Source organism: Kordia antarctica, from assembly GCF_009901525.1.
Classification (GTDB): Bacteria; Bacteroidota; Bacteroidia; order Flavobacteriales; family Flavobacteriaceae; genus Kordia; species Kordia antarctica.
Genome location: NZ_CP019288.1, coordinates 4,146,553 through 4,169,914 on the forward strand (window position 1 = coordinate 4,146,553; position 23,362 = coordinate 4,169,914).

A 23,362-nucleotide genomic window follows, 5' to 3' on the forward strand; every position below is an offset into this window, starting at 1 on the left:
TACATTTGGGACTTTAACTAGTAACAAATAGATGATTACTCACATACAAGGGAAACTCATAGAGAAAAATCCAACGGATGTGGTTATTGAATGTAATGGAGTCGGATATTTCATCAACATTTCGCTAACTACCTTTTCTCAAATCCCGAACCAAGAAAATATAAAACTATTCACACATTTGTACGTTCGTGAGGATGCGCAAATGCTTTATGGTTTTGTTCAAAAAAGTGAGCGTGCTGTATTTCGGTTGTTAATTTCAGTTTCTGGAATTGGAACAAGCACAGCGCGTACGATGTTGTCGTCCTTAACTGCCGAGCAAATATGCGAAGCAATAGGATCAAGTGATGTAGCAACAATTCAAGGTGTAAAAGGAATTGGTGCAAAAACCGCACAGCGTGTTATTATAGAATTAAAAGACAAAGTCTTAAAATTATACGATCTTGACGAAGTTTCAATGTCTCAAAACAATACAAACAAAGAAGAAACGTTATCTGCTTTGGAAGTATTAGGTTATACAAGAAAACAATCTGAAAGAGTCCTCGATAAAATAATTAAAGAAATGCCAAACGGAACAGTAGAAGAAATGATAAAAATGGCATTAAAAAACTTATAATTACTTTGAAAAACAATACCAACCTAATAACGAAACATATTAAAAATGCGCTAGCCGTATTCGCTTTGTTATTTACCACCATACTAACGGCGCAAGAACCAACAACGCAGCCGCAAGACACAACTAAGACACAAACTGGCTATGCTATTGGGCAAATAAAACTCAAAAATCCATCCAGTATTGTATCGAAATATACCTACGATGCAAAAATAGACAGATACATCTACACGCAAACTGTCGGAGAATATGATATTAGATATCCGTTAATCTTAACGCCAAAACAATACCGTGATTTATTGTTGAAGGAAGGCATGAAAGACTATTTCAAGGAAAAGTTAGATGCAATTTCGGGTAAAAAAGATGGTTCGGAAGACGCACAAAAAAACTTATTACCAAAATTCTATATCAACTCAAATTTCTTTGAAAGTATCTTTGGAGGAAATACTATTGAAGTAATTCCACAAGGTTCGGTAGCAATGGATTTAGGAGTTCGTTTCCAAAAAAATGACAATCCAGCATTATCACCAAGAAACCGAAGCAATTTAAGTTTTGACTTTGACCAACGAATCAGTTTAAGCTTACTAGGTAAAGTTGGAGAACGATTAAAAATTAATGCCAACTACGACACAGAATCTACGTTTGACTTTCAAAATCAAATCAAATTAGAATTTACGCCAACAGAAGATGATATTTTGCAAAAAATTGAAGTTGGTAATGTAAGTATGCCTTTAAACAGTTCACTAATTACAGGTGCGCAAAGTTTATTTGGTGTAAAAACACAATTACAATTTGGGAAAACGCGTATTACAGGAGTTTTCTCTGAACAACGTTCACAAACTAGAACCATTACAGCTGAAGGCGGCGGAACTATTGAAGAATTTGCATTATTTGCATTAGATTATGATGAAGATCGTCACTTCTATTTATCACAATACTTTAGAGATCGCTATGATACGGCTTTAGAAAACTATCCATTTATCAACAGTCCTGTTGAAATCACAAGAGTGGAAGTTTGGGTAACCAACCGATCGGCACAAACAGCCAATGTTCGTAACATTGTAGGTTTACAAGATTTAGGAGAAGCAAATCCAGACAGAACAAGAATCGGTACAGCATTGGGAGGTGGTTTCTTTAACTCAGCAAACCCAACTGCTTTTCCAGATAACGAAAACAACGATTACAATCCAGAAACAATTGGTTCAGGTTCTGTTTTAACACAGCAAATCCGAGACATTGCAACCATTCAACAAGGATTTGGAACAGCTTCAGGAAACGTACAACAAGGATTTGATTATGTATATCTTGAAAATGCTCGAAAATTAAACGAAAACGAATACAAAATAAATACGAAATTAGGATACATCTCTTTAAATCAACGTTTAAGTAACGATGAAGTATTAGGAGTTGCATTTCAATATACGGCAAACGGACAAGTGTATCAAGTTGGTGAATTTGCCAATGGAGGAATTGACGCTACACAAGTAACAACGACAGACGCAAACGGGAATCCAACACAAATTCAAAATCAAAACTTAGTTGTAAAACTATTAAAAAGTGCGATCACTGAAGTAGAAGATCCAATTTGGGATTTAATGATGAAAAACGTGTATGCTACGGACGCATATCAACTAAGTCCAGAAGATTTCAGATTAAATATCTTATACACAGATCCTTCGCCAGTAAACTACATTACGGCAGCAGCATCTGGTCCAGCATTACCTGCGGATGTAGCTGATGAAATATTATTAAAAGTATTCAGTTTAGATCGATTAGATGTATATCAAAATCCACAAGCAGGCGGAGATGGTTTCTTCGATTATTATCCAGGTATTACTGTCGATCAAGAATTTGGACGCATCATATTCACAAAAGTAGAACCATTTGGAAACTATCTATTTGAGAAATTAAGAAATGCAGCTTCTGAAAACTATGACGTTCCTGCCAACTACAATGGCAACCAAACAAAATACGTATACAGAAGTATGTATGTTGAAACAAAAGCAGGCGCGTTAGATGATGCAGATTTAAATAAATTTCAATTAAAAGGACGTTACAAATCACAAGGTGGTGACGGAATTCCGTTAGGAGCATTCAACGTTCCAAGAGGTTCGGTAGTTGTTACAGCTGGTGGACGCGTATTACAAGAAGGAATTGATTACACCGTAAACTACCAATTAGGGCGTGTTCAAATATTAGATGAAGCGTTAAAAGCGTCAAACACACCAATTGATGTTTCTGTAGAAAATAACTCGCTATTCGGACAACAAAACAAACGATTCACAGGAATAAATGTAGAACATCAGTTTAATGATAAATTTTTAATTGGTGCAACTTATTTAAATCTCAATGAGCGACCAATTACACAAAAAGCAAATTACGGTGCAGAACCAGTAAACAATTCTATCTTCGGATTTAATGCAAATTACTCAACAGAAGTTCCTTTCTTAACACGATTGGTTAACAAATTGCCAAACGTAGACACAGATGTAATTTCTAATGTTTCGGTTCGAGGAGAATTTGCATATCTATTACCAGGAAGTCCCAAAAATGCAGATTTTCAAGGAGAAGCAACAGCATATGTAGATGATTTTGAAGGTGCACAATCTACCATTGACATCAAATCTCCGTTAGGTTGGTTCTTAGCAAGTACGCCAGGAACACCAGGAAACACTTTAGGCGATAACTTAGGTGGGCAATTTGGAAATGACCAACTTCAATACGGATATAACAGAGCAAAACTAGCTTGGTATACCATTGATCCTGTGTTCTACGGAAATCAAGCGCCAGGCGGAATTAGTGATAATGATCTCTCAAGAAGTGAAACACGTAGAGTATTTGTAGATGAAATATTTCCGCAAACAGACATTGCGCGTGGACAAACTACGATTCAAACTACGTTAGATTTATCTTATTTTCCAAACGAAAGAGGTCCATACAACAACAATCCAAACTTTGCAGGACAACCTGATCCAGATAGTTGGGGAGGAATTATGCGTCCTGTAACCACGACAAACTTTGAGCAAGCAAATGTTGAATACATTCAATTTTGGGTATTAGATCCTTATTTCTCTGACGGAAACACGACAAGTCCAGGTGGAGAATTGGTTTTAAACATCGGTAACATTTCTGAAGATGTACTAAAAGATGGTCGTAAACAATACGAAAACGGATTGCCAGAAGCAAATGCAATCAATCCATTAGTAACACAAACCATGTGGGCAAAAGTACCGCAAACACAATCATTAATATATGCGTTTGATGCTGATGATGCAAACCGACAAGTACAAGATGTTGGTTTAGATGGTTTGCCAGATGATGAAGAAGGTGCAAAATATACAAACTATGCAGGTGAAGCCGATCCGGCAGCAGATAACTATCAATATTTCTTAAATGCTGATGGAGATGTTTTAAATCGATATAAAAACTACAACGGTACACAAGGAAACTCACCAATTGCAGTTTCAGACACAAATAGAGGTTCAACAACGGTTCCGGATGTGGAAGACATTAACCGAGATCAAACCATGAATACGATTGATAATTACTATCAATTCAGAGTTCCTATCAATCCAGGAATTAGTTCATCGTCAACATACATCGCAGACGAACGTACTGTTGTAACTGAACTGCCAAACGGTTCGTCAATCAACTCGCGTTGGGTTCAATTCAAAATTCCAATCTCTGAATTCCATCAGTCGCCAGATGCTACGGTAACGCAAAATGAAAAAATTCCATTAAATGATTTACGTTCTATTCGTTTTATTCGTATGTATATGACAGGTTTTAACGAGCCAACAGTATTACGTTTTGCAACGTTAGATTTAATTCGTGGTGATTGGAGACGTTATAATCTTACATTACAAGACAATGGCGACAGTCCGCAAGATGGTGTAGATACAGGAACACAATTTGATGTAAATACAGTAAATATTGAGGAAAACGCTAACAAAGATCCAATTGGGTATGTAGTGCCTCCGGGAGTTGTGCGTGAACAATTAAACAATAATAACACCGTAATTCGTCAAAATGAACAATCGCTTTCAATGTCAATTTGCGATTTAGAATCGGGAGATTCCAGAGGTGTTTTCAAAAATATTGATATTGATTTACGACAGTATAAAAACTTAAAAATGTTTGTGCATGCGGAATCATTAGCTGGACAATCACAACAATTAGGAGATCAACAAGCAGTCGCTTTCTTGCGATTTGGAAATGACTTTACGCAAAACTACTATCAAGTTGAAATTCCATTAAATGTAACAGCAGATAATGAATCTTCGCCAGAAGATGTTTGGAAAAATGAATTTGACATTCCATTAGCATTATTAACACGAATTAAAGCAGCAAACTTCAACAATGCCAGTGGCGCTACAGAAGCAGCGTATTATAATGAGAATGCAGATGAAATTACGAATCAATTTGCAGATTACGCACCCGATGAGCGCATGAGAATTGCCATTATTGGGAATCCAACAATTGGTCGCGTACGTTCACTTATGGTGGGTATAAAAAATACAACAGCAATAAATTTAGATGCAACAAATACGCCAGTTGGTGGAATTCCAATTTGTGGGGAATTTTGGTTTAATGAATTGCGTTTGTCAGAATTAGAAAATCAAGGTGGTTGGGCAGCTGTAGGTTCATTAGATGCAAACTTAGCCGATTTTGCTACGATTTCTGCAACAGGAAGAATGAGTACAGTTGGTTTTGGAACCTTGGAGCAATCGCCAAATGAAAGAAGTAGAGAAGATGTAAAGCAATATGATATTGTGACCAATATAAGTCTTGGACAATTACTACCTAAAAAATGGGGAATTAAAATTCCTTTTAATTATAGTATTGGTGAAGAAGTCGTTACGCCAGAATATGATCCGTTTTATCAAGATATTCGTTTAGACGATCGATTGGATTTAGCCGATACGCAGGCAGAAAAAGACAGAATCACAGAAGAAGCTGTTGATTATACAAAACGAACAAGTATCAACTTTATTGGTGTTCGAAAAGAAAGAGGCGCAGAACAAAAGCCACATTTCTATGATGTAGAAAACGTTACACTTTCATATTCATATAACGAAACAGAACACCACGATTACGAAATAAAATCGTTACGCGATCAAAATGTACGTGCAGGTTTAGATTATAACTTCAACTTTCAGCCAACATCAATTGAGCCATTCAAAAAGAACGATTCTTTATTTACTGGAAAATATTGGAAATGGTTAAAAGATTTCAATTTCAATCCATTACCAACAAGTATTTCGTTAAACTCTAACATTACAAGAAGTTTCAACGATCAAGTGTATAGAGATCCATTATTGCCAGATGCAGAAACGGAAAACTTACCACGATTGCAACAACGTAACTTTTTATTCGATTGGTCATATGCGGTTAATTACAATTTAACAAACTCACTGCGTTTCAACTTCACGGCAGCCAATAACAACATTGTTAACAATTACTTTGATGAAAATGATGAAATAGATGTTGATTACGGAATTTGGGACGGATTTTGGGATGTTGGAGATCCAAATTTCCATACGCAATCATTACAATTGACATATGATTTGCCATTAAACAAAATTCCAACGTTTAGTTTCTTAAATGCAACCTATAGTTATACGGGAGATTTTAACTGGCAACGTGGTTCGGATGTGTTACAACAAGTTTCGGGAGAACGCTTAAACACGATTCAAAACGCAAACACACATACTATTAATGCTACGTTGGATATGACAAAATTCTATAAACACATAGGATTTGTGAGAAAACGTAAAACGAATCAGAAAACAAACTTGCGTTCAGGAAATACCAGTAAACCAGGTGTTCCGGGAAGTATTGCGACAAATCAAGACAAGGATAAAACATCGAAATCAAGTGCTGGAGCAAAAATTTTCAATACGGTTGTAGATGTTGTTGGAAGTGTAAAAAGAATCAATATAAGTTACTCAGAAAATAACGGTAAAGTACTACCAGGATATACACCTTCTATCGGATTCATTGGAACCTTAAAACCATCTATCGGATTCGTATTTGGTAGTCAAGCAGATGTTCGGTATGAAGCAGCGCGAAGAGGATATTTAACAGAGTTTTCAGAATTTAATCAGCAATTTACGCAAGTTCATAACAAAAACTTAGACATTTCAGCCTTAGTTGAACCATTAAAAGACTTAAAAATTGATCTAGTTGCCAATCGTAATTATTCTGAGAATTTCTCGGAACAATTCAACGTTCAAAACGGAGAGTACATTTCGTTATCGCCAAATGGCACAGGAAACACTTTTGGAAACTTCGGAATCTCTACATTATTATTAAAAACGGCTTTTCAACAAAGTGATGCAGACAAATCGATTACGTTTGAAGAATTTGAAGACAACCGACAAGTCATTGCAGAGCGTTTAGCCATTGCAAACGGTCAGCCTTTAACAGATACTGATGGCGACGGTTATCCTGATGGATACGGAAAAACGAATCAAGCAGTATTATTACCAGCTTTTTTAGCAGCGTATTCTGGGAAAGATGCAAATGACATCAAACTAGTAGCTTTTAGAGATGTGCCAATTCCAAACTGGACGATAAAGTATACAGGATTAATGCGATTAAAATGGTTTAAAAAACGTTTCAAGCGTTTCTCATTAGCGCATGGATATCGTTCAAGTTATACGATCAATTCATTCAGAAACAATTTAGATTACGAAGCAGATACACCATTTGCTGCCACAAACGTAGATCAAGGAGGAAACTTTCATAATCAAAATATATTCTCCAATGTAAATTTAGTAGAGCAATTCAATCCATTAATCAGAGTTGATTTTGAGATGAAAAATTCTATCAAAATATTAGCAGAGATCAAACGTGATCGAGCATTATCATTAAGTTTTGATAACAACCTACTTACAGAAGTATCTGGAAACGAATACATCATTGGATTAGGATATCGTTTTAAAGATGTTAGAATCGATACACGAATTGCAGGAAAGAAAACCACGCTAAAAGGTGACTTAAACTTAAAAGCCGATTTATCGCTGAGAGAAAACATTACTATCATTAGAAGTTTGGACTTATTCAACAATCAAGTAACAGCAGGACAAACACTTTGGTCGTTAAAATTCACGGCAGATTATGCACTAAGTAGAAACTTAACAGCAGTATTCTATTATGATCATACATTCTCTAAATTTGCAGTATCTACAGCGTTTCCACAAACCACTATTAGATCAGGAATTACCCTTCGATATAATTTTGGAAATTAACAATAATTGGTCTTGAAAACTTAGAGAGAAAGAAGTACATTTGCTTATACGATAACAAAAAATAAACATAAAAATGAATATACCAGCAGACCTAAAATATACAAATGACCACGAATGGGTTAAAATTGAAGGTGACGTTGCAACCGTTGGAATTACGGATTTTGCACAAGGTGAATTAGGAGACATTGTATATGTTGATGTTGATACATTAGATGAAGAAGTTGCCAAAGATGAGGTTTTTGGAACTGTGGAAGCTGTAAAAACAGTCTCTGACCTATTCATGCCATTATCTGGAGAAGTTATAGAATTCAATGAAGGTTTAGAAGATGAGCCAGAAGCTGTAAACAAAGATGCGTATGGTAGTGGTTGGATGATTAAAATTAAACTTTCTGATGTTTCAGAAGTAGAAGGTTTGTTGAGTGCTGAAGCATATAAAGAGTTAATAGTTGGGTAAGTATCTATTTTCAGCGCTAGCAATAGCTTGGACAATTACGATTACAATCCTTAGTTTAATATCGTTAGAAGGAGCGCCTAAAATGGGCATTTCTTTTGCAGACAAACTAGCGCACGGATTGGTATACTTTGTGGCTGCTATTGTTTGGTTTCTAGCATTTTCAAGAGGAATCACCAATACGTTTTTACAGAAAAATGCGCTACTACTAAGTGCTATTGTTTCTATTATTTATGGAATTTGTGTAGAAATCATGCAAGAAACATTAGTAGACAATCGACAAGGAGATTGGCAAGATGTTTTAGCAAATACAACTGGCACAATACTTGCAATACTACTCATAAAATACGCTGTTATAAACAGAAGAAAGTTAAAAATAGGAAATTAATTGTTTTTTTAGTTAATAAATAATTAAATTAGCGAACATTAAAACTAAAATATTATGGAAGAAAAAAAGAATCCAGATGTTGATCTAAGAAATAATAGTCTTTTCTATCTTGCCTTAGGTTTTGCATTCGTTACATTTTTTATCTGGCAAGGTATGGAATGGACAGCTTACGACGAAGTTGCAAAAGAAGAAGCAGTTACCATGATTGAAAATGAAGATGAAGAAATGATCATGACGCAACAGTTAACTCAACCACCACCACCGCCACCACCACCAGCTCCAGAAATAATTGAAGTTGTAGAAGATGAGGAAGAAGTGGAAGAAACTGTTATCGAATCTACAGAAACAACAGAAGAAGAAGTAATTCAAGAAGTTGAAACTGTTGAAATTGAAGAAGAAGAAGAAATTATTGAAGATGTACCATTCTCAGTAATTGAAGATGCACCAATTTTTCCAGGATGTGAAAAATACAGTAGCAAAGCGGAACGTAAAAAATGTATGTCTGAACAAGTGCAAAAGCACGTAAACAAAAAGTTCAATACGGAACTCGCGGGTGATTTAGATTTAACAGGTGTACAAAAAATATTTGTAGTATTCAAAATCGATAGACAAGGTAATATTACAGATGTACGTTCTAGAGCACCACATCCAAGATTAGCACAAGAAGCTGAAAAAGTAATTAGAAGCTTGCCTAAAATGAAACCAGGGAAGCAAAGAGGAAAGCCAGTAGGTGTAAACTACACGTTACCAATTGTTTTCAAAGTGCAAGATTAAATAAAAGTCTTTTAAAAATATACAAAAGCCCGAGCAATTTGCTCGGGCTTTTTTTTTGGTACGTTTCTTGTGTGGTTAACAGAACATTAACATTAAAACCGATATATTATGAAAAATGTCAATCACACAGAAAATGTGAACGCTATTGGTGTACAAGAAAGTCACCTAGCTAGAAAGAACGATTTAAAAATCCAACGAAATCCTTTGTTAAGATTCTCAGTAAGTCTCGCGCTGAGTTTATTTATTGTGTACACCGTATTTCAAATTCAAACTGAAACGGAAGTTGTAGAAGTAGTCACAGCAGAATTGATGGAGAAAGACACTACTCCGTATGTGCCAGTTTTTCAAGAAGAAGTTGTGGTGGTAAAACAGATTGATCCAGAGCCAACAATCAAACCAACATTGATTATTGATGTAATTGAACCTGTTGATAATGATACAAAACTCAAAAAACAGATTTTAGAAACAACTATAACGCCAAAAAAAGTTACTTCACTTGTAAATAAAGATGATGTGCCTGTAATGAGCGAAGGTCGTGATGAGAACATAGAAGTTCCTTTTGCATTTATAGAGGACGCGCCAATTTACCCAGGTTGTGAAAAATATAAAAGCAAAGAAGAACGTAAAAAGTGCATGTCAGAAAAGATTCAGAAGCATGTAAACAAAAAATTTAATACTGGTTTGGCACAAGACTTAGGGTTGGATGAAGGTAAAAAGCGTATTAATATATTATTTGTGATTGATGAAAACGGAAACGTAACAGGAATTCAATCGCACGCGCCGCATCCAGAACTACAAAAAGAAGCAGAACGTGTAATACGATTACTTCCTAAAATGGAACCGGGAAAACAACGAAATCAAAATGTAAAAGTGAAATATACATTGCCAATCATTTTTAGAGTAAATTAAAATAATAGAACAAAAAACTCATCTTAGCTATCTTTTAAGAAAAAGTCAAGATGAGTTCAATATATAAAAAAGGAAAACCGAGTTATTAACTCGGTTTTTTAGGTATACTTTCTGTGACATCTCATTACATTAACATTAAAACCGATTATTATGAAAAATGTCAACTTAAAGCCTTCAGTAAATGTTACCAAGACTTACCAAGGTCATTTAATCAGAAAGTACGCTACAAAAGTACGAAAAACTAACGTATGTTGCTTTTCTTGTGTCTAATTAATCCGTATTTATCAGCATAAACGTGCTTCTTCAAGCTAAAAAACGATCAATTTTCACACTTTTTATTATAAAATAACCAAAATAGCACTTTTGTTTTTTTCTAATGATGAAAAAAACAAACGTGCTTTTTTAAGATTCTAAGCGCATGATTATGGGGAATGAATCAATTTTAAGTATCTTTCGCTTTCATAAAATTCCCAAATATGCTTCGACTTAAAACGTCTCTTTTTATACTTATATTCTTAGCGTTTCAAATCGCGTTTGGACAAATATCAACGAACGATTACGAAAAATATCCTGTATTTACTGAATGTGAAAACGTAGAAATTGCAAATTTGGAAAGCTGTTTCAATACAACCTTGCAAGCGTTCATCAAGGAAAAATTCAAACTACCTGAAATTATCACAAAAGAAAATTATACAGGGGAACTCATCGTATTATTTGAAGTAACCAAAGAAGGCACATTTAAAGTTTTATATGTCGATGCAGTATATGAAGAACTCAAAGAGGAAATAAAACGTGTTTTTGGATTGCTTCCTAAAATTACGGCGCCAACATACAGCGGAAAACCTGCGTACATGCAGTTCACAATGAAACTCAACATTCCGTTGGGAAGTATAAATTCTATAGAAGCTCCAAAAACAATCCAAGAAAAAGAAAATGCGCTTGAAACTGCCGCCAAAAAAGAGTTTGGAAATGTAAATAAAGAATTAGAGCCGTATCAAGATGAATTATATAAAAGCAACTTGAATGTTCCGTTTTCGCATGACATGTACGCGTATTTTGATCGACAAATAAATGTAGTTGGTACAAACAGTCACACGGCTTCAAAACCATATTTGTATAACACAGTTACAAATTATTACGATTTTAACGCGCAACAAACAACACTCAAAAAAGAAGCTTCATCTTGGGTAGGACGTAAATTATGGAACGAACACTTAGTAACTGTCAAAGGAAAAAACTACTGGTTTGTAATAGATCCTATTTTAGACTTACAACTTGGGAAAAATACAGGCGGCGAAGTTGATTATACGTATAATAATACCAGAGGTGTTCAAGTGCAAGGTGGATTGGGCGAAGGATTAAACTTTTCGGCTACGATATTTGAAAGTCAAGGACGATTTGCAGATTATTACAACAGATATGCGGAAAGCATTAAACCATCTGGCGGAAATCCTGCGATAATTCCTGGGCGCGGAATTGCCAAAGATTTCAAAACAGATGCGTATGATTATCCTGTTGCAGAAGGATATATTTCGTATGCGCCAAACAAAATGTTTAATATGCAATTAGGTCACGGGAAAAATTTTATTGGCGATGGGTATCGCTCCTTATTTGTAAGTGATGCCACAAGTCCGTATCCTTTTGTAAAATTGAACACATCTTTCTGGAAAATAAAATACACGAATACCTGGATGTGGCTGCGCGATGTACGACCAGAAGTTACGGAAGATGGCGCTTTTCTAACAAAATATATTGCCAATCATTACTTAAGTTGGAATGTTTCCGAAAAATTAAACATTGGCTTATTTGAATCTGTTGTTTGGAAAAATGATAACAATCGCGGATTTGACTTTAACTATGTAAATCCGATCATATTTTACAGAGCAATTGAATTTTCAACAGGTTCACGAGCTGGAAATGCAATTGTCGGATTGAGTTCAAAATACAAATGGAATGACAATGTAAATTTTTATGGTCAATTTATTCTGGATGAATTCTCTTTAAATGATATCAAATCAGGAAATCAAAGTTGGAAAAATAAATATGGTTTTCAGCTTGGCGCGAAATATTACAACGCGTTTAACGTAGATAATTTATTAGTACAATTGGAATACAATCAGGTGCGTCCGTATACATATTCGCACAATCAAGTCGCTACAAACTACGGACACAATAATCAATCATTAGGGCATTTATGGGGCGCAAATTTCCGTGAAGTTATCGGAATTGGACGTTACAACTATAAACGTTGGTATGGAAGCGCGAAATTAATTTACGGACAAAGAGGATTGGATTTTGATCCAACAATAGATGCGGCAAGTTATGGAAGTGATATTTATATCGATAATGACGACAGAATAGGAGATACAGGCATTGAACTATTACAAGGAAATAAAACAAATGTATTTATTGGAGATTTGAACGTTGGTTACATTGTAAATCCAAAAACAAACTTAAAAATCTATGCCAATGTTACATACAGAAGTTTTAATCCAACTGCAAATACATTAGTAAATTTCAAAGAAAGTACCACATGGTTTAATTTTGGAATTCGAACCGATATTTTTAATTGGTATTTTGACTTTTAACAGTTGAAATTAATTTTTTTTTCTTAGATTTGTTGAATAGCCTCAAATAATTACAAACCACAAGATATCCTACATTTCTTGTACGCCCAAACCTATTAAAAATGATCGAGCCTTTTTTCGTTTTTTTATTGATTATTCCATTTGTATACTTAGGATTCAAATCACTTGATTTATCTGTTTATAAAAGATCCAAAGGATCAAATTATATGGTAAAAGAATACCCAGTATTTCTACTGGGCTGTGTATTTTTCTTGATTGCAGGAGTCATTATTGTAAATTTTGAAAGTTTACTCGGGTTTTTGTAAGCTTCTGTAAAAAGTTTTTCTTAAAACTTCTCCAGAAATAAACCAATCACCATATCCTAAATCATCATACTTTTTAGTAAGAGTCGTATTTTTTGTCACTTCTTCTTCTGTTTTCCCTGCTTTTATCTCAGCACTAATTTTTTTCTCAATGCTTTCTAGCATTCCTAGATATTCTTGTAATTCAGCTTTCGTAGATAGATTTCTATGTCCAGGAATCACTTTCGTATCTTCATTAATCAATAACAATGCTTTTTTAATAGCGGCAATATATCCTTGTGTGCTTCCGCCAGAATTCAAATCGATAAACGGATACTTTCCTTGAAAATACGTATCGCCCATATGTAATACGTTACTTTTCGTAAAATATACCATTGCATCACCATCTGTATGCGCTTCATGCACATGGAAAATAAAAATTTCTTCGTCATTAAAATGGAAAGAAACATCTTTTGAAAAAGTTACTACTGGCAAAGCTCCTTTTGGAGAAGCTGGCGTAGTTTTGTTTCGGTCTTTATTGAATTGCTCCACACTCATGCGTTTTCGTACATTCTCGTGCGCTACAATGACAGCACCTTCTTTATGTATATTTTCGTTTCCGCCAGTATGATCGCCATGCCAATGCGTATTAATTAAAAACTTAATAGGTTTGTCGGTAACAGTTTCAATAGCTTTTAAAATTTTTGGTGTCAAATGCGCAAACTGGTCATCAATCATAAAAACACCATCTTCACCAACTGAAATTGCGATATTTCCTCCTTGTCCGATGAGCATATATACATTGTCGGTAACTTTATTCACTTTAATTTCAACTTCTTTCTTTTGAGCAAAACCAACAGAAATGAACATGAGAAAAGTAAGTGTGAGCGTAATTTTTAGAAATTTCATAGGATCTTAATCTAGACAGTAGTCGTTTAAAAACGAGCTTTCTTTCCAAAGATAAAAATAGAAATACAATAACTATTCAGAAAAGCAGTAAAACTGTTTGAAAATCATTGCATACAACGGATTATACCAAATAACCTTTAAAATGATTGATACTAAATTTGAATTATAGTTGCTTTAGATGAAATAGAAAATAGAAGCATAGCCTTTGTTACGGTTCTATTTTATCTTGAAAATATAAAGAGAATAGAAACGAATTTAATCGGTTATTTTAAAGATTATTTGGTATTTGTCCTTTATCTTTGCAGAAAATTATCAAGGCAGATAAAATTGTATTGAATACACTCAAAAAAACATACACATTCTCTTCAATAGTAGAAGATTTTAAACAACTTACAAAAGTAGGATTAGCAATTAGTGTTGTTTTTTCTTCTTTGGCAGGATATTTATTAGGTGTCGATGCTGAAAATGGTGTAGATTTCAAAGTATTAGGTTTACTTGCCTTAGGCGGTTATTTCATGGTTGGTGCTTCTAATGCATACAATCAAATCATTGAACGTGATTTAGATGCTTTAATGGATCGCACAAAAAACAGACCAATTCCAGCAGGACGAATGTCTGTCACAACCGCTTTTATCATTGCCACTATATTTACTGTATTAGGAATAGGAATTTTATACACTATAAATCCTCAAACAGCGATGTTTGGCGCTATTTCTATTTTTTTATATACCTGTGTGTATACACCATTAAAAACAAAAACACCTTTAGCGGTATTTGTTGGCGCATTGCCAGGTGCAATTCCTTTTATGCTAGGTTGGGTAGCGGCTACGGATGATTTTGGAATAGAACCAGGAACACTATTTATGATTCAATTCTTCTGGCAATTTCCGCACTTTTGGGCAATTGGTTGGTTTTTATTTGAAGATTATAAAAAAGGTGGATTCTTTATGTTGCCAACAGGAAAAAAGAACAAAGCAACAGCATTACAAATTATTATGTATACGATTTGGTTAATTTTAATCTCAGTATTTCCCGTAACAGGACTTACTGGTGAATTGAAACTTTCTATAGTTGCAGCAATATTAGTATTCATTTCAGGAATTGGATTGTTATATTATGGAATCCGATTATACAAAAACATGGACAACAAATCTGCGAAAGCACTCATGTTGGCAAGTGTTGGTTATATCACATTAATACAAATACTATTTGTAGTAGATAAATTTTTACGCTAAAATATGGATTTAACGCAAGGAACATTTGAAGAAAAGCAAGATAGATCAAAGAAAATGATGTTGTGGTTTGCTATGATTAGTATGTTTATGATGTTTGCAGGACTCACAAGTGCATATATTGTAAGTCAAGAACGTCCTGATTGGTTAGCAAATTTCGAATTACCAACAGCATTTTTTTATAGTACACTCGTAATTGTAGCAAGTAGTATTACATTTCATCTCGCCAAAAACGCGATTCAAAAAGGAGTACATTCAACAACAACATTATATTTATTAGCAACCTTAGGACTTGGAATTGCATTTGTAATTTTACAATTTGCAGGATTCAATGAAATCGTAGAAAGCGGCTATTATTTTACTGGGAAAGGAAGTTCGGTAACGACTTCTTTCTTGTATATTGTGACAGTTGTGCATTTACTGCACGTTGCTGCTGGTATTTTGGTGTTATTAGTTGTAATTTATAATCATTTTAAACAAAAGTATAAACAAGGGCAAACGCTTGGTTTAGAACTAGGTGCAATGTTTTGGCATTTCCTAGATTTTCTATGGGTCTTCTTGTTTCTGTTTTTATATTTCTTAAGATAAGAAAAAAACGTAAATTTGAACAATTTTATTAAAAATGCATACTTTTTATGAAAGCTACTGTTTCAAATACAGATACTGAAGGTAAAGTTTGGGGAGGCGGAAATCAGCCGCTAAAAGCCAGCTACGGAAAATTGATGATGTGGTTCTTTTTGCTATCTGATGCACTGACATTCTCAGGGTTTTTAGCCGCGTACGGATTCTCAAGATTTAAATTTATCGATTCTTGGCCAATTGCCGATGAAGTGTACAATCACTTTCCGTTTTTTCACGGAGATCATCCAATGTACTTCGTTGCCTTAATGACATTTATATTAATTGCTTCCTCTGTAACGATGGTATTAGCTGTAGATGCTGGTCACCATATGAATAAGGCGAAAGTAACTTTTTATATGTTTCTTACCATTATTGGTGGAGCAATATTCTTAGGTTCACAAGCGTGGGAATGGACAAACTTTATTCAAGGTTCTTATGGAGCGTTGGAAACAAAAGGTGGTCAAATACTTCAGTTTGTGGATACTCACATGGAAGAAGGTGATGAAAAAATGCATCGCGTTTCTGTGGAAGATTTCGCAACAGCGTCACACAAAGAAAGAGTACGACACGAAAGCAAAGAAGGACTTTGGTTTACATCTGAAGCTGCATTGCCTACATATTCTGTACAAGATGTAATCACAGGATTTAACACAAAAGAAAACTTAGCCGTAAGAACGCAAGAGTTAATGCCAAATGTAGCAGACTTAAAAACTTCGGAAAATCCTGCAGATGTAGCGAAAGCAGCACGTTACGAAAGTTTATACATGAATGCTGATAAAACAGGGCAAAAAGGAGTGCTAACAAGAGCAGGATCTGAAAAAGCATTAAAAGACGCCGTTGTATATGTAAAAGGTGCAAACCTTGTTCACAACGAATACGGAAATAGATTATTTGGAGATTTCTTCTTCTTTATCACAGGATTCCACGGATTCCACGTATTTTCAGGAGTTATTTTCAATATCATTATTTTCTTCAATGTCATCTTAGGAACGTATGATAGAAGAAAAAATAACTACGAAATGGTAGAAAAGGTTGGACTTTACTGGCACTTTGTAGATTTAGTTTGGGTATTTGTATTTACATTCTTCTACCTAGTTTAATTATTTTATAAGAAAGATCATTATAGTATCATGGAACACGATAACACACATAAATTAGCAATATTTAGAGGAACATTAAAGTTCAAATCAAACACACAGAAAATTTGGGGTGTATTGATTTTTTTATCTCTAATCACAATTGTAGAAGTAGGATTTGGTATTGTAAAACCAGCTTTCCTTACAGAGAATCATTTCATTGGGATGAAATTGTTAAACTGGTTATTCATCATTTTAACATTAGTAAAAGCATATTATATTGCTTGGGATTTTATGCACTTGCGTGATGAAAAAAGTTCACTAAGAAGAGCCGTTGTTTGGACAGGTATTTTTTTAGTTGCCTATTTGCTTTTCATTTTATTGCAAGAAGGAACGTATATCGAAGGCATAAAAACAAATGGATATGTAAAGTGGAATTTCTAAAATGACACTAAAATATAGAAAAAGGCGGTACAATTAGTATCGCTTTTTTTATGCACATTAGTTTTGGTTGAATCTTTATGTAATAAAATGAAAACGATTAATATAAGTTTGTAAATAGATGATCTGAAAATCAAGTTGTTAAATCTTCTCAAAAAAGAAAAAAAACGAAAGATTATAGCGTTTACTAACGAATCGATTTTTATTTTTGTAGTCGATAAAGTTTTAGTAAAAAAATGTGTCAAAAGTACACTTGGTAAATTGCACATAACTGATTACAAATCTTAAAAAAGACACATGAAAAAGAAGATTACATTAGGAGTTTTATTCTTATTGCCCGTAACCATTGTACTTATTCTTCTTTTCACTTCACACAATTACACGCCGCTTCAAGTTATACATACAAACGTTCCTGAACTTGTAAATTATGAATCTATTGAAAAGAAAGATTCAATTCAATTTAAAGACGAAATTACAATTCTTGGTTTTCTCGGTGGAAACGTAAAAGACAGGAAAATTAATGTATTAAATCTTAATCAAAAAATATACAAACGCTTTAGCGGATTTAAGCGTTTTCAAGTTGTGATGTTGGTCACTCCTGGACAAGAAAAAGAAATTGAAGACTTAAAATATGAAATCAGTCGCTTCTCAGATGAATTAAAAGCGTGGAATTTTGTAGTAGTTGATAAAGAAGAATTGGAAAGAATTTTTTACGGATTAGAATCTCCATTAGTGTTAGATGGCTATTCAAGTTCAGATTATGTATACATTATTGACAAAGACAAAAATCTTCGTGGGCGTTTTGACGATCGTTCAACAGTGGAATTAAGAGAAGAAGCAAAACCATACATGTTATATGGGTACGATACAACGATGATTTCGGAACTTTCTGGAAAAATGACAGACGACATTCGGATTCTCTTTGAAGAATACAGAGGGAAATCTAGAAAAGAACAATCGCAAGAAAGAAGAGAGGAAATCATAGAAGTTGATAAAAAATAGAACATGAAAAAAAATTATTCATACATAGGAATTTCTCTTGTAATCTTGGTCTTTGGAATCATATTCATTCCTAAAATTATACAGAAAATAAAAGATGGTTCAACTGTCGAAAAAGACAGAATGAACATCGAAGGAACGAAGCGAAATACAAAATTGCTCTATTTAGAAATTAATGGAAAAGCGCGCAGTGTTCCTGAATTTCTATTTACAAATCAAGACAGCTTAGAGATTTCAAATTTAGATTTTAAAGGGAAAGTTACCGTGATGGAATTTTTCTTTGCGTCCTGTCCAACAATCTGTCCTGTAATGAATACAAACATGCGATTACTTGATGATGAATTTCATGAAAGAGACGACTTTGCAATTGCTTCTTTTACGATAGATCCTGAAAATGATACACCAAAAGCGTTAAAAGAATATGCGGAACGTTATGGTGTAAAATCGCTCAATTGGCATTTCCTTACGGGAGATATAGAAAAAATTCATGCGTTGTCTAATGTAGGTTTCAACATCTTCGCAAGCATTAATCCGGAAGTATCAGGCGGATTTGAGCATCAAGGATATTTTGCGCTAATAGATAAGAATGGGTTCATTCGTTCGCGAATGGGACAACAGGGAAATCCTAAAATTTACTATCAAGGAACAGATGAGAAAGAAGTAGAAATGCTCAAACAAGACATTAAAAATTTACTAGAAGAAGAATAGATATATTCACTATGGAAGCGACAACTGACATTGAAAAAAAATATAAAAAGTGGATTATTGTGCTATCAATAGCAATTCCGTTAGTAGTAGCAGTTTTATTTGGAGTAAAAATAGAAGGTGCAGAACCATTGCGGTTTTTGCCGCCAATTTACGCGACAATAAACGGAATCACAGCAGTTTTATTAGTTGCAGCCGTAATTGCTATTAAAAACAAAAAAGTCAAGCTTCATGAAATGCTCATGAAAACCTGTATTGGACTTTCGGTGGTTTTCTTAGGAATGTATGTGGCGTATCATATGACTTCCGAATCTACTGAATTTGGCGGAGAAGGAATGATCAGAACTGTATATTTCTTTATTCTAATCACACATATTGTATTAAGTATCGTCATTATTCCATTAGTATTAATAACCTTTGTAAAAGCATTGGCAAAACGTTTTGACAAGCACAAAAAAATAGCTAAAATCACATTTCCAATTTGGTTATACGTAGCAGTAACAGGCGTTATTGTGTACCTAATGATTTCACCTTATTACGCATAAATGAAAACAAAACACATCATACTCATTATCCTATTGTTAAGTGTTGTTTCGCTTGAAGCACAATGCGCCATGTGCAGAGCTGTCTTAGAATCTGGAGATGATCTTTCGCAAGCAAAAGGCGTCAATAAAGGCATTGTATATTTAATGGCAATTCCGTATATTTTAGTGGCTATCATTGGAATTTATATCTACAAAACCTACAATAAAAAAACTGGAATAAAAAAAACGTAATATTTTTGTAACGAAATCATTTTTGGATAGTCTTATTAGAAATAAGATTAACACAGTATTAATAATGTTTGTAATCGCAAATATGTAATATTGTTTAGAACTAATACTAAGCCAACCATGATTCGAATTGAAGAATTGCATAAGTCTTATCGTATGGGAAGTAACAATCTTCACGTACTAAAAGGAATCAATCTTGATATAAAAGAAGGAGAATTTGTTTCCATAATGGGTTCTTCGGGTTCAGGAAAATCTACACTACTAAACATCATCGGAATGCTTGATGAAGCTGAAAAAGGTTCATACGTATTAGATGGTGTTCCAATTAAAAACTTAAGTGAAAAAAAAGCAGCTGTATATCGTAACAAATTCTTAGGTTTCATCTTTCAATCATTCAACTTGATTAATTATAAAAATGCCACAGAAAACGTAGCATTGCCACTATATTATCAGGGAATGTCACGAAAACTCAGAAAAGAAAAAGCATTATATTACTTAGAAAAAGTTGGTTTAGCAGATTGGGCACATCACTTGCCAAGCGAACTTTCGGGAGGACAAAAACAACGTGTTGCCATTGCACGCGCATTGGCTTCAGAACCTAAAGTTTTACTTGCCGATGAGCCAACAGGAGCTTTAGATACCAAAACTTCCAATGAAGTAATGGAGTTTCTTCAAGGAATTAATGACGAAGGAAAAACAATATTAGTCGTAACACACGAACAAGACATTGCAAACATGACAAAAAGAATTGTGATGCTAAAAGATGGTAAAATTGTAGAAGATAAATTTATAGAACAAGTAAGAGCTTCACAATATGTTTGATTTAGATCGTTGGAGAGAAATATTCCAAACCATTAATAAAAATAAGCTAAGAACACTCTTGGCAGGTTTTACAGTGACGCTAGGTATTTTGATATTTACCGTGCTATTTGGAATGGGAAATGGACTCAAGAACACATTCTACGAATCATTTCAAGATGATGCACAAAATACCATATTCATATATCCTGGATTTGCTAAAAAACCATTTAAAGGTTTCAAAAAAGATAGGCGCATAGAATTCAAAAATGAAGATTTAGAATTACTAAAAGAAAAATTTGGCGATCGCATCGAATTTACAACAGCACGTATTACCAAAGGTATCATTGTAAAATACAAAAGTGAATACGGAAACTACACAGTAAGAGCAGTACATCCAGAACATCAATATTTAGAACAAACTGATATAGAAAAAGGACGTTATATCAATGCAAATGATATAAATACGGACGCTAGAGTTGCCGTCATAGGACGTTTGGTAGAAAAAGATTTATTTGGCAGAGAAAATGCAGTCGGAAAATATTTTACGCTAAACAAAATAGTATACAGAGTTATTGGCGTATTTAGTGATGAAGGTAGCGGCGACAGAGAAGAACGTAACATATATACGCCTGTAAGCACAACGCAACTCATCTACAAAAACACAGATAAAATTGATCAAATCAATTTGTCATATGATATGGCAATTGGTTCAAATGGCGCGCGTAGACTATCTAAAGACATTGAAAAATTATTAAAAAACAAACACAACATTGCACCAAGTGACCAAAATGGAATTTATGTGCAAAGTGTAATTGAAGATTTAGAACAAACCTTACAACTCGCAAACGTATTGCAAATCATTGTAATGTGGATTGGTATCGGAACGTTATTCGCAGGTGTTATTGGAATCAGTAACATTATGGTATACATCGTAAAAGAACGTACCAAAGAATTAGGAATCAGAAAAGCATTAGGAGCCAAACCAAGTTCCGTAATTGGAATGATATTACAAGAAACATTGGTCATTACCTTAATATTTGGATATTTAGGACTGCTCATAGGTAATTTTGTCCTCAATTCCATGGGAGACAAATTGAAAGATTGGTTTATTACGGATCCAAATGTAAGTCAAGGAACCATCATTGCTGCAACGATAATATTGATACTATCAGGACTAATTGCTGGATATATTCCTGCCAGAAGAGCCGCGAAAGTAAAACCAATTGTAGCACTAAGAGATGAATAACAAGGAACAAGCCATAAACAAAGCACACAGATGAAATTTATATTTTCAAGAGATACTTGGCAAGAAATATTCGGATCTATTCGTAAAAACAAACTACGAACAGCCATTACAATTATTGGTGTATTTTGGGGAATTCTACTCTTTATAGGATTACAAGGTGCTGCCAAAGGAATTGAAAACGGTTTTGAAGCAGCTTTTAAAGGAATGGCAACCAACAGTATATTTCTTTGGGGACAACAAACAGGAATTCCTTATGGAGGTTTCAACAGAGACCGAAGCATACGAATAGAATTAAGTGACACTTACAGAATTGCCAACCAAATAGAAGGTGTAAGTTTTGTAGCGCCTAGAAACGCAAAAGGAATTTTTGACGGATCGCCGCCTTTAGTTGTAAACAATCTAAAATCAGGTAATTACAAAGTTTTTGGAGATTATCCTGTACTTGATCTTATATCAAAAAAGAAAATACGGAAAGGACGTTTTCTAAATCAAAAAGACATCGATGAAAAACGCAAAATATGTGTGATTGGTGAGCGTGTTCAAAAAGAATTATTTGAAGAAGATGTAGATCCTGTTGGAAAATATATCAAAATAAGTAACATGTACTTTCAAGTAGTTGGCGTGTATAAAAGAAATAATACGGATTTTTTTGAAGGAGACAACTCTATTTTTATTCCTTTTACCACATTCAAAAAAGTATACAATACAGGAAACAAAATTGGTTGGATGATGATTGCAGGTTATCCCGATGAAGACATTGTTGCGATAGAACAAAAAGCAAAAGCATTACTAAAAAGAAGATACTCAGTACATCCAGATGACGAACGCGCTTTTGGAGCAGCAAACCTTGGAGAAATGTTTGGAAAAATCACAGGATTTGTCACAGGATTAAAATTTACTGCACTAATTGTTGGAATTGCTACCATACTTGCAGGCGTTATTGCTATTGGAAACATTTTACTAATTACAGTAAAAGAACGTACCAAAGAAATAGGAATCAGAAGAGCATTAGGCGCAACGCCAGCAGAAATAAGAGGACAAATTATTTTAGAATCAGTTTTCTTAACATTGGTAGCTGGAATTTTAGGAATGACGGTTGGCGGATTATTACTATCTAAGTTGAATGATATAGCACAAGGTTTGGACGATTTCCCATTTATCAATCCAACAGTAAGTTTAGAATACATAGGAATGGCAATAGCGCTTATGGTCGTATTAGGAACGTTAATAGGGCTTATACCAGCGCAAAGAGCCGTAAGTGTGAGACCAATAGAAGCATTAAGAGAAGAATAACATCAATCAATC

The 23,362-nt window shown here is 34.2% G+C and carries 19 protein-coding genes; 18 read left to right on the forward strand and 1 reads right to left on the reverse strand.

Going from position 1 to position 23,362, the window contains the following annotated elements; translation table 11 throughout:
• Positions 1 to 31: 31 nt before the first annotated feature.
• From ruvA to IMCC3317_RS17310, 7 genes are all read left to right on the forward strand, one after another.
• Positions 32 to 613, forward strand: coding sequence for a Holliday junction branch migration protein RuvA (gene ruvA / locus IMCC3317_RS17280; protein WP_160130737.1), 582 nt, complete (start codon positions 32 to 34; stop codon positions 611 to 613).
• A gap of 5 nt (positions 614 to 618) precedes the next feature.
• Positions 619 to 7,863, forward strand: coding sequence for a T9SS outer membrane translocon Sov/SprA (gene sov, locus IMCC3317_RS17285; RefSeq protein WP_160130738.1), 7,245 nt, complete (start codon positions 619 to 621; stop codon positions 7,861 to 7,863).
• 73 nt (positions 7,864 to 7,936) lie between these two features.
• Positions 7,937 to 8,317 (forward strand): glycine cleavage system protein GcvH, encoded by a 381-nt coding sequence (gcvH, locus tag IMCC3317_RS17290; protein WP_160130739.1) that lies wholly within the window; start codon positions 7,937 to 7,939, stop codon positions 8,315 to 8,317.
• Positions 8,310 to 8,702, forward strand: a complete 393-nt coding sequence (locus IMCC3317_RS17295) for a VanZ family protein (protein WP_160130740.1) — start codon at positions 8,310 to 8,312, stop codon at positions 8,700 to 8,702. The genes gcvH and IMCC3317_RS17295 overlap by 8 nt, the downstream gene beginning before the upstream one ends.
• 54 nt (positions 8,703 to 8,756) lie before the next feature.
• Positions 8,757 to 9,476, forward strand: coding sequence for an energy transducer TonB (locus IMCC3317_RS17300; RefSeq protein WP_160130741.1), 720 nt, complete (start codon positions 8,757 to 8,759; stop codon positions 9,474 to 9,476).
• A 108-nt stretch (positions 9,477 to 9,584) separates the two neighbouring features.
• Positions 9,585 to 10,385 (forward strand): energy transducer TonB, encoded by an 801-nt coding sequence (locus IMCC3317_RS17305; protein WP_160130742.1) that lies wholly within the window; start codon positions 9,585 to 9,587, stop codon positions 10,383 to 10,385.
• A gap of 476 nt (positions 10,386 to 10,861) precedes the next feature.
• Positions 10,862 to 12,973 carry a gliding motility protein RemB gene (locus IMCC3317_RS17310; RefSeq protein ID WP_160130743.1) on the forward strand — a complete coding sequence of 704 codons (2,112 nt, stop codon included), beginning with the start codon at positions 10,862 to 10,864 and terminating at the stop codon, positions 12,971 to 12,973.
• Between the two features lie 287 nt (positions 12,974 to 13,260).
• On the opposite strand, the gene IMCC3317_RS17315 is transcribed toward IMCC3317_RS17310, so the two are convergent.
• Positions 13,261 to 14,163: an MBL fold metallo-hydrolase gene (locus IMCC3317_RS17315; protein ID WP_160130744.1), complete on the reverse strand. Its 903-nt coding sequence runs from the start codon at positions 14,161 to 14,163 to the stop codon at positions 13,261 to 13,263.
• 332 nt (positions 14,164 to 14,495) lie between these two features.
• Between IMCC3317_RS17315 and cyoE the strand changes: the two genes are divergently transcribed.
• The 11 genes from cyoE to IMCC3317_RS17370 all read left to right on the forward strand — a co-directional run bounded on the left by cyoE (position 14,496) and on the right by IMCC3317_RS17370 (position 23,350).
• Positions 14,496 to 15,398: a heme o synthase gene (gene cyoE / locus IMCC3317_RS17320; RefSeq protein WP_174805965.1), complete on the forward strand. Its 903-nt coding sequence runs from the start codon at positions 14,496 to 14,498 to the stop codon at positions 15,396 to 15,398.
• A 3-nt stretch (positions 15,399 to 15,401) separates the two neighbouring features.
• The gene (locus IMCC3317_RS17325) at positions 15,402 to 15,983 is read left to right on the forward strand and encodes a cytochrome c oxidase subunit 3 (protein WP_160130745.1); all 582 of its coding nucleotides are present in this window, start codon (positions 15,402 to 15,404) and stop codon (positions 15,981 to 15,983) included.
• 47 nt (positions 15,984 to 16,030) lie between these two features.
• Positions 16,031 to 17,116 (forward strand): cytochrome c oxidase subunit 3, encoded by a 1,086-nt coding sequence (locus IMCC3317_RS17330; protein ID WP_160130746.1) that lies wholly within the window; start codon positions 16,031 to 16,033, stop codon positions 17,114 to 17,116.
• A gap of 30 nt (positions 17,117 to 17,146) precedes the next feature.
• The gene (locus IMCC3317_RS17335; RefSeq protein ID WP_160130747.1) at positions 17,147 to 17,536 is read left to right on the forward strand and encodes a cytochrome C oxidase subunit IV family protein; all 390 of its coding nucleotides are present in this window, start codon (positions 17,147 to 17,149) and stop codon (positions 17,534 to 17,536) included.
• A 294-nt stretch (positions 17,537 to 17,830) separates the two neighbouring features.
• The gene (locus IMCC3317_RS17340) at positions 17,831 to 18,535 is read left to right on the forward strand and encodes a hypothetical protein (RefSeq protein WP_160130748.1); all 705 of its coding nucleotides are present in this window, start codon (positions 17,831 to 17,833) and stop codon (positions 18,533 to 18,535) included.
• Between the two features lie 3 nt (positions 18,536 to 18,538).
• The gene (locus IMCC3317_RS17345; protein ID WP_160130749.1) at positions 18,539 to 19,240 is read left to right on the forward strand and encodes an SCO family protein; all 702 of its coding nucleotides are present in this window, start codon (positions 18,539 to 18,541) and stop codon (positions 19,238 to 19,240) included.
• An 11-nt stretch (positions 19,241 to 19,251) separates the two neighbouring features.
• A complete protein-coding gene (locus IMCC3317_RS17350; RefSeq protein ID WP_160130750.1) occupies positions 19,252 to 19,782 on the forward strand; it encodes a DUF420 domain-containing protein in 531 nt (176 codons plus the stop codon).
• The gene (locus IMCC3317_RS17355; RefSeq protein ID WP_160130751.1) at positions 19,783 to 20,013 is read left to right on the forward strand and encodes a hypothetical protein; all 231 of its coding nucleotides are present in this window, start codon (positions 19,783 to 19,785) and stop codon (positions 20,011 to 20,013) included.
• Positions 20,014 to 20,130: 117 nt separating this feature from the next.
• Positions 20,131 to 20,832 (forward strand): ABC transporter ATP-binding protein, encoded by a 702-nt coding sequence (locus IMCC3317_RS17360; RefSeq protein WP_160130752.1) that lies wholly within the window; start codon positions 20,131 to 20,133, stop codon positions 20,830 to 20,832.
• Positions 20,825 to 22,057 carry an ABC transporter permease gene (locus IMCC3317_RS17365; RefSeq protein WP_160130753.1) on the forward strand — a complete coding sequence of 411 codons (1,233 nt, stop codon included), beginning with the start codon at positions 20,825 to 20,827 and terminating at the stop codon, positions 22,055 to 22,057. Before IMCC3317_RS17360 ends, IMCC3317_RS17365 begins: the two co-directional genes overlap by 8 nt.
• 30 nt (positions 22,058 to 22,087) lie before the next feature.
• The gene (locus IMCC3317_RS17370) at positions 22,088 to 23,350 is read left to right on the forward strand and encodes an ABC transporter permease (RefSeq protein ID WP_160130754.1); all 1,263 of its coding nucleotides are present in this window, start codon (positions 22,088 to 22,090) and stop codon (positions 23,348 to 23,350) included.
• The last annotated feature ends 12 nt before the right edge of the window (positions 23,351 to 23,362 follow it).